General features: G+C 35.7%; 12 protein-coding genes and 1 riboswitch. Of the genes, 10 read left to right on the top strand and 2 right to left on the bottom strand.

The genetic code is table 11. The annotated features are described in order from the left end of the window. Positions 1 to 15: 15 nt before the first annotated feature. Positions 16 to 885 (top strand): GNAT family N-acetyltransferase, encoded by an 870-nt coding sequence (locus ACWATA_RS12475; RefSeq protein WP_028413309.1) that lies wholly within the window; start codon positions 16 to 18, stop codon positions 883 to 885. 165 nt (positions 886 to 1050) lie between these two features. On the opposite strand, the gene ACWATA_RS12470 is transcribed toward ACWATA_RS12475, so the two are convergent. After that, the gene (locus ACWATA_RS12470; protein WP_028413308.1) at positions 1051 to 1854 is read right to left on the bottom strand and encodes an alpha/beta fold hydrolase; all 804 of its coding nucleotides are present in this window, start codon (positions 1852 to 1854) and stop codon (positions 1051 to 1053) included. Between the two features lie 334 nt (positions 1855 to 2188). Here ACWATA_RS12470 and trhO point away from each other — a divergent pair, with 334 nt between their 5' ends. The 6 genes from trhO (at position 2189) to ACWATA_RS12440 (ending at position 7948) form a co-directional block, all read left to right on the top strand. Further along, positions 2189 to 3157 (top strand): oxygen-dependent tRNA uridine(34) hydroxylase TrhO, encoded by a 969-nt coding sequence (gene trhO, locus ACWATA_RS12465; RefSeq protein ID WP_028413307.1) that lies wholly within the window; start codon positions 2189 to 2191, stop codon positions 3155 to 3157. 201 nt (positions 3158 to 3358) lie between these two features. After that, positions 3359 to 4216, top strand: coding sequence for an SMP-30/gluconolactonase/LRE family protein (locus ACWATA_RS12460; protein ID WP_473049889.1), 858 nt, complete (start codon positions 3359 to 3361; stop codon positions 4214 to 4216). A gap of 221 nt (positions 4217 to 4437) precedes the next feature. Next, positions 4438 to 4800 (top strand): group I truncated hemoglobin, encoded by a 363-nt coding sequence (locus ACWATA_RS12455; RefSeq protein WP_025751868.1) that lies wholly within the window; start codon positions 4438 to 4440, stop codon positions 4798 to 4800. Positions 4801 to 4940: 140 nt separating this feature from the next. Then, a complete protein-coding gene (hpaB, locus tag ACWATA_RS12450; RefSeq protein ID WP_028413305.1) occupies positions 4941 to 6377 on the top strand; it encodes a 4-hydroxyphenylacetate 3-monooxygenase, oxygenase component in 1437 nt (478 codons plus the stop codon). 148 nt (positions 6378 to 6525) lie between these two features. Continuing rightward, a complete protein-coding gene (locus tag ACWATA_RS12445) occupies positions 6526 to 7332 on the top strand; it encodes a DUF817 domain-containing protein (protein ID WP_028413304.1) in 807 nt (268 codons plus the stop codon). Between the two features lie 55 nt (positions 7333 to 7387). After that, positions 7388 to 7948 (top strand): tubby C-terminal domain-like protein, encoded by a 561-nt coding sequence (locus tag ACWATA_RS12440; RefSeq protein WP_154972920.1) that lies wholly within the window; start codon positions 7388 to 7390, stop codon positions 7946 to 7948. 30 nt (positions 7949 to 7978) lie between these two features. On the opposite strand, the gene htpG is transcribed toward ACWATA_RS12440, so the two are convergent. Next, positions 7979 to 9856, bottom strand: a complete 1878-nt coding sequence (gene htpG, locus ACWATA_RS12435) for a molecular chaperone HtpG (protein WP_098112628.1) — start codon at positions 9854 to 9856, stop codon at positions 7979 to 7981. Between the two features lie 208 nt (positions 9857 to 10064). Beyond that, positions 10065 to 10143: riboswitch (ZMP/ZTP riboswitch) on the top strand. Between the two features lie 168 nt (positions 10144 to 10311). On the opposite strand from htpG, the gene ACWATA_RS12430 reads away from it, so the two are divergent. The 3 genes from ACWATA_RS12430 to ACWATA_RS12420 all read left to right on the top strand — a co-directional run bounded on the left by ACWATA_RS12430 (position 10312) and on the right by ACWATA_RS12420 (position 12915). Next, a complete protein-coding gene (locus ACWATA_RS12430; RefSeq protein ID WP_013057119.1) occupies positions 10312 to 11511 on the top strand; it encodes a phosphoglycerate dehydrogenase in 1200 nt (399 codons plus the stop codon). 133 nt (positions 11512 to 11644) lie between these two features. Then, positions 11645 to 12097 carry a hypothetical protein gene (locus ACWATA_RS12425; RefSeq protein ID WP_473049888.1) on the top strand — a complete coding sequence of 151 codons (453 nt, stop codon included), beginning with the start codon at positions 11645 to 11647 and terminating at the stop codon, positions 12095 to 12097. Positions 12098 to 12372: 275 nt separating this feature from the next. Continuing rightward, positions 12373 to 12915, top strand: coding sequence for a DUF6143 family protein (locus ACWATA_RS12420; RefSeq protein WP_473049887.1), 543 nt, complete (start codon positions 12373 to 12375; stop codon positions 12913 to 12915). Positions 12916 to 13601 lie beyond the last annotated feature (686 nt).

Genomic DNA, 13601 nt, shown 5'->3' with positions numbered 1-13601 from the left:
GAAGGGGATAGTGTTATGGATGCTATTATAGAAAAACCAAATAACCTCGGTGAATTATCTCGATTTCTATTAGAAAAAAATAGTCAGAAAACATCACATATTGGTTATTGTGGTGAAAAAGAAGAAGAAATCTACCAGACATTAAAAGAAGATTTTATTAGTGACGAGGGTGATATTAAATTTTTAATCGCTAGAAATAGGACAGGAGAAATTTTAGCGGCTATTGGATTTGATATCGAAGAAATGGTAGCAGAAGTGTGGGGACCTTTTAATAAAACATCTTCTATTGATTTGCAATCTCAATTATGGAAACAGTTAGTTAATGAAAATCCTTTGATCCAAGAATTTCATTTTTTTATCAATGAAGAAAATGAGCTGCAACAAGTATTTATGAATGAAATAAAAGCAAAAAAGACTGGTGAACACTTGATCTTAGAAATTAAAGAACAAAATTTTGATAAAGTTATTGAAATGAAAAGCGAGCCATTTAAACATAGTGATTTTCAAGCATTTGAAATGCTGCATAACGCAATGTTTCAAAATACTTATTATGATGGAAAAACAATTATTGAGAGACTTAACGATAGAAATATGTTAAAGATACTTAAAAATATGTCTAATGAGTTGCAAGGCTATGCGTACTTTGAAGTCGATACTGAAATGCGAGAGGCTTCATTGGAGTATATTGGTGTTTCAAAGAATGCTCAGAGTCAAGGTCTAGGAACGAGGTTGTTAAAGGAAGTTTTAACAGAGATGTTTTCATTTCCACAAATTAATGAAATTAAACTAACCGTTGATAGAGCAAATAGTCAAGCAAATCGAGTATATATGAAAGTTGGTTTTGAACCAAAAGATATTCTTATAAGTTATCGCCTCAAACTGTAAAAGAGTTAAGTTCAATGAGGGCGGAGAACATTAAGTGTAAAAGCGCTCGGATTTTTTTCGAGCGCTTTTACTTACCATTTATATTGCTGATTTGTAGTTCTAACTTATGCTTCTTTCTATCAACCGAATCCGTTAGAAACAAGGCAATTCTTTTTTTGTTGTAAATTAGATGCGCTCGATAAAATCACTCACAACTTTGTTAAACCGATCGCTTTCTTCGAGAAAAGGGCAGTGACAGCTGTTCTCAAAAACTTCAAGTACAGAACCTGAAACCAGCTTTTGAATATGCCTTCCAGCCGCTACAGGAATGAGTTTTTCTTCTTTTCCAAAGCACAGTAAAGTAGGAATTGTAATAAACGGGAGGAATTCTCGATAATCCACAATGGATTGATCAAACAAAATAGCACTAGCTATCGACTCGGGCATTTTCGTTACTTCTTTCATAATCCAATGTTTATCTTTTTCAGTTAATTCATCCTTAAACATAAGCGGAATAAAACTTTCTAATGTACTTGTTCGATCAAGCTGAATACCTTGCATAAGCGAAATAAGGGCAGGTAAATCAAATGCACCGATTGGAAAGTCTGACCATTTAAAGTCTGAAGCCATTTCATCTACAATAATATTCCCTTTTACATTTTCTTCACCAAATTGTTTCAAATATTCCCACACAACAAAAGCACCCATCGACCAGCCTACTAATATGACGTCTTTTAATCGATTATTATTTATAAACTCATGCACATCGCGAGCATAAGTGGAAATTGTGTGACCATATGGAGTATGACTTGAATTTCCATGTCCTCTTAAATCCAAAAGAATAGTTTGATACTGTTTCGAAAAAAAAGAAAGCTGGTTGTGAAAAAAACGACTGCTCATCCAAACTCCGTGAATGAAAATAATAGGTGTTCCTTCCCCTTGTTTTTCATAGTATAAAGTTGCACCGTCTTTTAATGTATAAAAAGGCATCATTTCCGTCTCCAATCTCAAAGGTTCATATCTCATCATGTATGCGCAGAAAAGCTCAGGTAGAACGTATCTCCGCAAGAAAATGTTCATAAAAAAACAAATCCTAGAAGTGTTCGCCTTGATATGTTATACTATTACAGGCTTAAATACTGTATGTTTTTGAAACAATCATTCACTGTAATACTTTTTAGATAGAAGCATCCTCATAAAAAGGATGTTGTTTTTGTCGTAATGTACCTTTAAGTAATGAATTGTTACCATCAATTCGGTTCACAATAACCGACCTACATGCATTATATCTTGCAAATATAAACAGATAGGTGGAAGAAGCAACATGACTGAAAGAAAACCATATCAAGTACTACTATATTATTTGTACACTCCAATTGAAAATCCTGAAGAGTTCACAGCTCAGCACTTGGCATTTTGTAAAGAGCTTGAACTAAAAGGACGCATTTTAATTGCGGCTGAAGGGATCAATGGAACAGTATCAGGAACAGTTGAACAAACAGATAAATACATGGAAACGATGAAAAATGATCCTCGTTTTGAAGGTATTGTATTTAAAATAGACGAAGCAGATGAACATGCGTTCAAAAAAATGCACGTGCGTCACCGCAAAGAATTAGTAACTCTTCGATTAGAAGAAGATGTGAATCCTCTTCGCGTAACGGGTAATTACTTAAGCCCAAAAGAATTTTATCAAGCGATGCAAGATGAAAATACGGTCGTAATCGATGCACGAAATGATTATGAATACGATTTAGGCCACTTCCGAGGAGCTGTTCGTCCGGATATTCAAAACTTCCGTGAGCTTCCTGAATGGATTCGCGACCACAAAGATCAGTTTGAAGATAAAAAAATCTTAACGTACTGCACAGGCGGTATTCGCTGTGAAAAATTCTCTGGATGGCTTCTTGAAGAAGGTTTTGAAGATGTAAGCCAGCTTCACGGAGGTATTGTAACATACGGAAAAGATCCAGAAGTACAAGGTGAACTATGGGATGGTCAGTGCTATGTATTTGATGAGCGCATCAGCGTACCAGTTAACCAAAAAGAGCATGTGATTGTCGGGAAGGATCACTTTACCGGCGAGCCTTGCGAACGTTATGTTAACTGCTCAAACCCAGAATGCAATAAGAAAATCTTAGCTTCTGAAGAAAACGAACACAAATATTTACGCGCTTGTTCACATGAATGCCGAGTAAGTCCCCGTAACCGCTATGTAAAAGAACATGGTTTAACAGAAGAAGAATTTGCAGCACGTGTTAAAGAGTTAGAAAACGAACACGTAACTTTATAATAAAAAAACAGCACGCTATATACAGCGTGCTGTTTTTTTATGAAAAGATTCTCTTGTAACCTAGTGTTTAGAGAAGGTTATGCAACGGGTATTTATAAAAAGGAAACATATTCCTGTTTTTTGTTTTGCATACTTAAAGGAATATGTTTTAGAAAGCGATTAAAAAACGGTTGTACATAAAAACAACAAAGGAGCTTGAAAATGGAAGCGAAAATTGAAAAAAAATACGATGGACGTTTGCTGGAAGGACCCCTATGGGATGAAGAAAATCAAAGATTAGTGCTAGTAGACATTTTAGATAAAAAACTTCTTACGTACGATCCAAAAACGACAACCTTAGAAGATATGGATTTTCCTTCAGTCGTTACAAGCGCTTCTACAACCAATCATTCAAAATTGATCGTCTCCACTCGTAATCAGCTGCTTTTAGTGGATAAAAACAAAAAGAATCATGAAGAGTATATCCGTTTAGATACTCTTGAAAAAAACATGCGTTTTAATGACGGGAAATGTGATCCATATAATCGCTTTTGGATTGGCACGATGAGTGAAGAAGATGAAGAAGGAAAAGCCCAGCTGTACGTAGTAGATGAAAAAGGTGTAATTAAGAGTGCTAAAGAAGGATTAAGCGTGTCAAACGGGCTAGCTTGGAATCGAACAGGAGACAAATTCTTTCTGGTTGATTCCCCGAAAAATAAAATTATGTCTTATTCATTTTCTAAAGAAACAACAAGGCTCGAAGATGAAAAAGTGGTGATTGACCTTTCAGATATAGACGGGTTTCCTGATGGAATGACAATTGATGAGCACGACCGACTGTGGGTAGCGCTTTGGGGAGGTTGGAAAGTTATTTGTGTAGATCCAGAGAAAGGAGAAATTATAGAATCTATTCATCTTCCAGTTTCCAATGTAACCTGCTGTACATTTGGAGGAGACGATTTACAAACTTTATTTATCACCACAGCTAAGGAAGAAGAAAAATACGAAGAAGCTGCCGGCTCTCTTTTTTCATGCCGAGTAGGAGTAAAAGGCGTACCGGCTTATACTTACGTATATTAGACCAGCACTTATCAAAATGTAATGATTCAGACCAGTAACGATAGATATTAAATGCAGTTTCTACAACTCCTTTGCACTGCGTTCATTCCTTTTACATTTTATTCATTATGAGGAAGAGGAATAAAACATGACGATAACGAATTCCCATAAAGAAGCCTTTCAAAGAATATGAATACTTGTATTGGGTAACAATGGTTAAAGGTACAAAAGGAGGAATTGTTTTGGAACAAACATTGTATGAAAAAGTGGGCGGACAAGAAGCGATTGAAAAAGTAGTAGACTATTTTTATTCTGAGCTTGTTTTAAAAGACGAAACAGTTAGTCACTTTTTCGAGCACACGGATATGGATAAACAACGTCGACATCAAGCCAAGTTTATAAGCTTTGCCTTAGGTGGACCGAATCAATATTCAGGAAAGTCGATGGCCAAAGCGCATGCAAATATGAATATTCAGCCCGAACATTTTAATGCAATTGCTAAGCATCTTCACGATGCACTTGCTCACTTTAATGTTGAAGAGCCTGATATTGACCAAGCATTAAGTAAAGTTGAATCCCTAAGAAATGATATTCAATATAAATAAATCATAAAAAAAGAAGGTTACTGTAACCTTCTTTTTTTATGCTCAAAGCTGTGATGTATGAAGGAAACATGGAAAAGACATCGTAATATGATAAAAATGCAATAGGTGAAAATATTTATCGAAAGTCTGGGAGTGGGAGTATGTCAGCAATTAATGGGAAGCAATACGTAGAGAGAATTAACCAATTAAAAGCAAATGTATGGGTTGATGGCAAGCTCGTAACAGGCGATATATCAGAACATCCGGCTTTTAAAGGAGCCATTAACAGTCAAGCTAAGCTTTATGATCTTCAGCATGATAAAAAAATCAAAGATATCATGACATACCAATCTCCGGCTTCTAAGGAATTTGTCGGTACATCTTATTTACAGCCTAAAACAAAAGAGGAGTTAAAAAAGAGGCGAGAGATGACTCAGCAGTGGGCTCGCTTAACTCACGGTATGATGGGGAGAAGTCCAGATTATATGAATACCGTATTGATGGCTTTTGCATCCTCTGCAGAACTCCTGAGAGGAGCAGAAAATTGCTTTCCTGAAAACATCATTTCTTATTATGAATATGTGAGAGAGCACGACTTATCGCTCACTCATACATTCATCGATCCTCAAGTCAATCGAATCCAATTTTATTACGAGCAAAACGATGAACCGATAGCAGCAAGAATAGTTGATAAAAACAATGAGGGAATCGTTATCCAAGGCGCGAAACTGCTTGCTACACAGGGCGGAATGACAGATGAACTGCTCGTACTGTCTTCAGCGGGCATTCAAGGAAAAGAAAAAGGATTTGCTTTTTCAATTCCAAGTAATACAAAAGGAATTAAATTTATTTGTAGAGAATCATTTGCAGGAAAAGATTCGACGTTTGATTATCCATTAAGTTCTAGATTTGAAGAAATGGATACAATTGTTGTCTTTGACCATGTATTAGTACCGTGGAACCGCGTGTTTTTCTATGAAAATGTAGACGTATCAAATACATTCCTTGCTTCTAGTTCCTTCTCAGCTTTTGCTCTGCATCAAGTAACTTCAAGGAGAATTGTCAAAACAGAGTTTGTATTAGGAATTGTACAATCTCTGATTGAAACCATTAACATTACGGACTATCCGCATGTGCGAGAAAAAGCCACGGAGCTTATTATTGCGTTAGAAACGATGAAAGCTCTCGTGATGAAAGCAGAAGAAGAAGCGGAGATTGATACATGGGGATACATGCGTCCGAATGAAACTACACTTCGTATTGCCGCAAATATATTTTCAAAAACATATCCTACCTTTACAGAGATTATCCAGCTTTTAGGTGCAAGCGGACTAATGGCAATACCAACAGAAAATACGTGCCGCTCATTGGTTAAGGAAGATATTACGCGTTATTTGCAAGCTAAATCGAGAGGAGCAGAAGATCGAATTAAGCTTTTTCGACTTGCATGGGATTTAACGATGAGTCCGTTTGGCACAAGAGAAACGCTGTATGAACGTTTTTTCTTTGGAGAGCCTGTACAGTTAACCAGTTATCTGTACTTATCTTACGATAAAGAGCGCTATGTACAGAGAGTCACCGATTTTTTGAAAAGTTAATGGAGAAAACTGATCTCCGCTGGGTATGATAATTTAGTTGCAAAAACAGCGGAGATGCTTATTGAATAAATTTGAAAAATCTGCAATAATTTTCAGGGAATCATTTCTGTGAAAATACTAAGGAATACTATAAAGATAGGATGTTACAATGAAGCAATTAATCTATTTTGGTTTAGAACAAGCAAAATCTTGTGTTTTTCCTGTTATTATTTTTCTTACATTGGCCATGACAAAAATAATTGAAGTACCGTTTATTTCTAGATATGACCTTATTTTATTAGTCTGTCTAGGAACTCAAGTTTTAATGGTGGCGTTTAAACGAGAAACGCTTGATGAAGTAAAAGTCATTGCAGTATTTCATTTAATTGGACTAGCGTTAGAACTCTACAAAGTTCATATGGGCTCATGGAGCTATCCGGAAAAAGCTTTCACTAAAGTCTGGGGAGTTCCGCTGTACAGCGGATTTATGTATGCTAGTGTAGCCAGCTACATGTGCCAAGTGTGGAGAAGGCTTGAATTAAAGCTTGCGAATTGGCCTTCTACGTGGATTGTCAGTATACTAAGTATGACTATTTACCTTAACTTTTTCACGCATCATTTCATTTACGACTTCCGCTGGTTTTTAAAACTTTTTACTTTACTTATTTTTTATCGAACTTTTGTATATTTTACGGTTAACAAACGTACATATCGCATGCCTTTAGTATTGTCTTTTGTACTGATTGGCTTTTTCATTTGGATCGCTGAAAATATCGCAACATTTTTCGGAGCATGGCAGTATCCAGATCAACAGCAGCAATGGACAATGGTTCATATAAGTAAAATTAGCTCTTGGCTTCTTCTTGTGATTGTTAGTTTCTTGATTGTTGCTTTACTAAAGCATTTAAAAGAAAATCAGAGCCAATTTAAACAAAGGAAGAAATCCAAAGAAACAAACGAAATATATGAAAGATAGAAACATAACTATGTACACGCTGTTAATATGAGGTACAGAAGCTTTGGAGGATTATATGCAAGAATATATCTTTTATCTTCCCTATTTTAAATCGGCGGGGAAGACCGTAGCAGTTACAAATGAAAATGGAGAAAATGTCGGACAGCTTAAGAGAGTGCATAAAAATATGTGGACTAAAAGTATTGATTTTTTAACTCGTGATGGACTTCCAGTTTTAGATTCTATTTCTTGGTTTCCTATCTTTTCCTGCGGCTTAAAGGTACATGTACAAGTTCAATGGGAAGGAAGAACGGTGTTTATTAATCACATGAAAAAACACCGGTGGGTGATAAAAGAAAATGGAAAAACAGTGGGGGATCTATTAGGTAAAGGAATAATCAAAAACGAAGGAGCACAAGAAATTAGATGGGGAAATAACGTCTACATGTTAAGCAGTCATGAAGCCGTAGAGGAAGCGTGTATTTTTAATGGAAAAAGAGAAAAAGTCGCAGAGTTTAAATCAGATCTTTTTCATTTTAAAGAAGGCAAACACTCAATAAGAGTAACAGAAGAACTGCCCGTACCCATTTTTATCGCTTCTTACTATATAACTACTTTTATTATGCCATACATATAATCAGGCGCAGAATGATTCTGCGCCTGATTTTTATATCATAATTTTACAAATATCGTTTGTGAATTCCACGGGATCACTAATAGATAAGCCTTCAATTAGAAGAGCTTGGTTATATAATAAATTTGTATAAAGGTCTAATTTCCCTTTATCATTTTCAAATGCATCTTTTAAAGAAGCGAATACATCATGATTTACGTTAATTTCTAACACTTTTTCTGCTTTTACATGCTGATTGTCAGGCATAGCACTTAAAATTTTCTCCATTTCAATCGTTACTTCACCATCAGCTGATAAGCAAACGGGGTGTGTTTTTAAACGTTTAGACGCGCGCACATCTCCTACTTTTCCCGCCAAAGCTTTTTTCATATAGTCAAATAGCTCTTTATTTTCTTTTTCCTCAGACTCATTGAGCTGTTCTTCTTCTGCTTCAATCCCTAAGTCACTACTTGAAACAGACTTAAATTCTTTTTCTTTGTACGTCATTAACATTTTAATCGCAAATTCATCGATATCTTCTGTAAAATACAGAATTTCGTACCCTTTATCTGCAACTAATTCTGCTTGAGGAAGCTTTTCAATGCGGTTGTACGATTCGCCTGATGCATAATAGATATACTTTTGATCCTCAGGCATGCGTGATACATACTCGTCTAGTGTTACGAGCTTTTTCTCTGTAGAAGAATAGAATAAAAGCAGGTCTTTTAATACATCTTTGTTGCTGCCAAAGTCACTGTAAACGCCGTATTTTAGCTGACGGCCAAATGATTCATAAAACTTCTCGTACTTTTCACGTTCGTTTTTAAGCAAACTTTTTAATTCATTTTTGATTTTCTTGCCGATGTTTTTGGCAATCAGCTGAAGCTGGCGATCTTGCTGTAAGATTTCACGCGAAATATTAAGAGATAAATCTTCAGAATCTACCATACCTTTCACGAAGCTAAAGTAGTCTGGAAGAAGATCTGCGCATTTATTCATAATTAATACGCCGTTTGAATACAGTTCAAGTCCTTTTTCAAATTCTTTTGAGTAGTAATCAAACGGACTATTTTCTGGAATAAATAAAATAGCATTGTAGCGAATCGTTCCATCTACATTAATGTGAAGGTGAGTGAGCGGTTTATCAAACCCGTAGCGCTTTTCTGAATAAAATTGCTCATAGTCTTCTGAAGTCAATTCATTTTTATTTTTCTTCCAGATCGGTACCATACTGTTGATAACTTGCTCTTCTGTATAATCTTCTAGCTCGTTATCAGAACCTTCTTTAGGACGTTTTTCCGTTATGTCCATTTTAATCGGGTAGCGGATAAAGTCTGAATACTTTTTAATGATCTCTTTTAAACGATACTCTTCTAGATACTCATCATATGTTTCATCTTCTGTATTTTCTTTGATTTTTAAAATGATTTGAGTTCCAACCGTTTCTTTTTCGCAAGGTTCGATTGTATAACCATCAGCACCAGTAGATTCCCATTTATAGGCTTCATTGCTGCCTAACGCTTTACTAATCACCGTTACGACATCTGCCACCATAAACGCTGCGTAAAACCCAACGCCGAATTGGCCGATAATCGTGTGTCCGTCCTTTGTTTCATTTTCATTTTTAAACGCAAGGGAACCGCTTCGCGCAATTGTGCCCAAGCTACTTTCAAGCTCTTCTTGCGTCATGCCAATCCCAGTATCCGTAATGGTTAAGGTACGGTTAGTTTTATCTGGTATTACTTTTATGTAATAGCTTTCTTTGTTAAAACGCAAGGAGTCGTCTGTTAAGGCTTTGTAATAAATTTTATCGATTGCATCGCTTGAATTTGATAGAAGTTCTCTCAAAAATACTTCTTTTTGAGAATAGATGGAATTAATCATCATCTCTAATAATCGCTTTGATTCGGCTTTGAATTCTTTTTTTGACATAAGAAGTTCTCCTTTCAATAGGGCTTATAAAATAATTAGCACTTGAGTGGATAGAGTGCTAATCACTCTTTTTATTTAACATGTATTAGGATATTTGTCAATATATTAGGAGATTCACTAAAGAGATTAAAAATTAGACTGAAAAAAGCAAACTTTTAAAAAAAGGTTGAACGTTCTGAAAGAGTTTGCTAGAATATACTTAATTTCAAAGACTATATGTGACTGGCGAAACGCGGATAACCGTGAGGAAGCATATAGTGACGTAGCCGTTCGCCTGGGCAGAGGTAAGGGATTAATACATATCTCTTACCTCTTTCTGTTTAGGGGGAGAGGATATAGAAGTTATCAGACATGTAGGCTAAAAAACCAGACTTTTAAAAAAATTAAAAATGAAGTTCCTTTATCCAAAGGTAAAAACATGTAAAACTACGATGATAATCAGAGGAGAGTACAAAATGAGCACATTAACATTAGAAAAAGTACAAACAATCAAAACATTAAACAACATTGCACAAAAAGGTCTAAATGTTTTTAATCAAGAAGGTTATCAAATTGACAACGACAGCGAAAATCCAGATGCGATTGTCGTGCGTAGCTTTAACATGCACAGCATGGCATTTGACCAAAATTTAAAAGCTATTGCACGAGCTGGAGCAGGGGTTAATAATATACCGGTGGACGCTTGCACAGAGCAAGGTATCGTTGTATTTAATACGCCAGGAGCTAATGCAAACGCAGTAAAAGAAATGGTTTTAACTACAATTATGGCTTCTTCTCGTAACTTATTTGCTGGAGTTGAATGGACAAAAGGATTAGACGGCCAAGGTGATCAAATTCCTAAGTTAGTTGAAGCAGGTAAAAAACAGTTTGTTGGAAAAGAAATCAAAGGTAAAACATTAGGCGTTATTGGTTTAGGTGCAATTGGTGCTCTTGTAGCAAACGACGCGCTTGATTTAGATATGGACGTAATTGGTTTTGATCCATTCATTTCTGTTAATACAGCTTGGAATTTGTCTCGCAACGTACAGCGTGCAATGTCTCTAGAAGAACTATTTGCAGCATCTGACTATATTACGGTTCACGTTCCATTAACGGACGACACAAAAGGTGTTTTCAATAAAGAAACGTTTAGCATCATGAAACCTGATGTTCATATTTTGAACTTCTCACGCGGTGAGCTTGTAAACGAAGAAGATATGAAAGCTGCTCTTGAAAGTGGAAAAGTTGGTCGATATATTACAGATTTCCCAAATCAAAATGTCTTGAACATGAAAAATGTTGTGCCAATTCCTCATTTAGGGGCATCAACTCAAGAATCAGAAGAAAACTGTGCGGTAATGGCAGCACGTCAAGTGAAAAATTTCTTAGAAACAGGAAACGTTAAAAATTCAGTGAACTTCCCGAATGCATCTCTACCTTACACTGGGAAAAAACGCGTAGCTGCTTTCCATCACAACGTACCGAATATGGTAGGACAGCTTACGCAAGTATTCTCAAACTACAATTTAAACATCGCAGATATGGTGAACAGAAGCCGCGGTGAATATGCATATACAATGATCGATATTGACAATCAAGTAAGTGACGAGATTGTGCCTGAGCTAGAAGAAAAAATTGGTCAAATTGAAGGAATCATTACAAGTCGTATTATCTAATTTGGTTACCATCATATTTTAGTGTTTCAGCCCTAACTTTTCTAAGTTAGGGCTGTTTTTACATGGTATTTATCCTCATATCATTTCCTTCAGTCCCATAGCATATAGAAATATCTTTAAAGAGGTGAACGTTTTGTCAGAAGAAATGATAGGAATTTTGATAGGGTCGCTCATCGCGCTGGCAGGAACATTCATTACGTCTGTCGTAGCTATAGCGATGTCGAAAGAGCAATACAAGCAAGAGCTTCGCAAAGCATTTATCCAAAAGAAAGTTGATGTCTATACCCATGTGTGTCAAGTTATTCTAGCTATAAAAAATGATCTACTGACAATAACCGTTTCTTCAGCCGGCTTAAACTGGACGGCTCAATCTATTAACAAACTAGCAGATGTGTGTATTACGGAAGGACTATGGATCGATGAAGAAGACAGCAAAAAGTTGGAGGTTCTGCAAAAGCAGCTTTCAAAGTTTGTATTGGATGAAATAGAACTGTCTAGACATGATATCCTCACAACCTGTTATGAAATTATTGAGTATTGTGAAAAAAAGGTAAGGATTCTTCATTTTATGACTACAAAAGAATAGGTGATTACTACTTTAAGAAGGGGTAGTAGACGGATTAAAAAAGCATCGCAATATAAAGTCAAAAAAACAATCCGTTTATACACCAGCAGTCGACGAGGGCATTAGTAAGGAAAGGGCCAAGGAGAAATTTTTTGTAAAAACGATAGAAAAAGATAGGCTCAGTACCGGGTCTATCTTTTTGCGTTTATATAAAGATTAAATATATTTATATATGCATGTGTCCAAGCATTTACAGAAAAAACTCCTAAAATATAGTCCAGAAAGGAGACGATTGTATGTCAAATTACGAGTCGAGCAAACCGTATATTAAATCCGTTAATATACCTAATCCTTTATATCAATCGTTAAAAGGAGACTATTTTGTTGGACAAACTGAGCCTATTCGTTTTGGTGGAAATAGAAACGCTTCGGGCGGATTAGTGAACCCTTCCGGCTCCGGAGTAGATTTATTTGTGAATGCTTTTACTATCACTAACTATTCAAACGAACCTTTTACTGCTGAAATTTGGTTTAATTCTATCCCCCCTGGAAAAGGAACAACTTCAGATAATGTGAGTCCAGCAAATACTACAATACGTTCAAAGCCAAAAGGGAAAATTAAATTTGCAGAAATGGTAAAAGGCGTTCCTGCTAAAGGGATAAACGTATTTAACCGTGTTGTTCCGCCGAAAAGTACATTAGTAAGTGATGAAGACGGCAAATTTATCTTTCCAAACAACGGTTCATACGTTATTTTCTTAGTTTCTCCAGGAAATAAAGAAATTGAAGCTGAAATTGCATATGGATGGTTCGAGAAAAAACGTAAGAAGGACTGTTAACTGAATAGGTCTTAGCGATTGTATGAGAAGTGTATGAGCTATTTCATATTTAATACAGTTCTTAACAAACGGTAAGTGTTTATGAAAAGAACTTTACAGTAGCATCCAAAGTTCTTTTTTATAGCTTGCGTTTTTTCGTTTGATTGTAGATATAACTAAAGAAAAACAAGCAAACGTATAATTCCGATTACGCAAGCGATTTGAACGGCATTTAAAGAAGTTGAGGACTCAAGAAGCAAAGCGATAATACATAAGTAGAATGAAGTAACTTTTTTGTCCAGGATATAAGCATGCTTAACATCTCACGTTCATGTCTACATTCACATTATCTTAAGTTTCAATTCATACTGGCTTCATATAAATGAATCATACTGAATGTATTAATGAAAGATACGAGGTGAAACAATGTTAAACAAGCTTTTTAGACTATTTACACAAGAAACCGAGATATCTAAAGATAAAGAAGGAGATCTCCAAGAAGAGAACGATTTTAACGAAGTTTGTGATGATTATTTCATTATAGATGAGTATTAGAAACCCTATAAAACGCTGCAAAATTTCAAGGATTGATTGAGTATATCTGTACAACCAGTAATCGTACAAGGATCGTAAAGGTATACTTTTATGGCCGATTAATATTGATAAATTGCTTTTTACATGAAACAATGCGAAAAAGATGGGCACCC

It is taken from the genome of Priestia sp. USM5, assembly GCF_058323215.1.
This window is presented reverse-complemented; position numbering and strand designations above follow the sequence as displayed.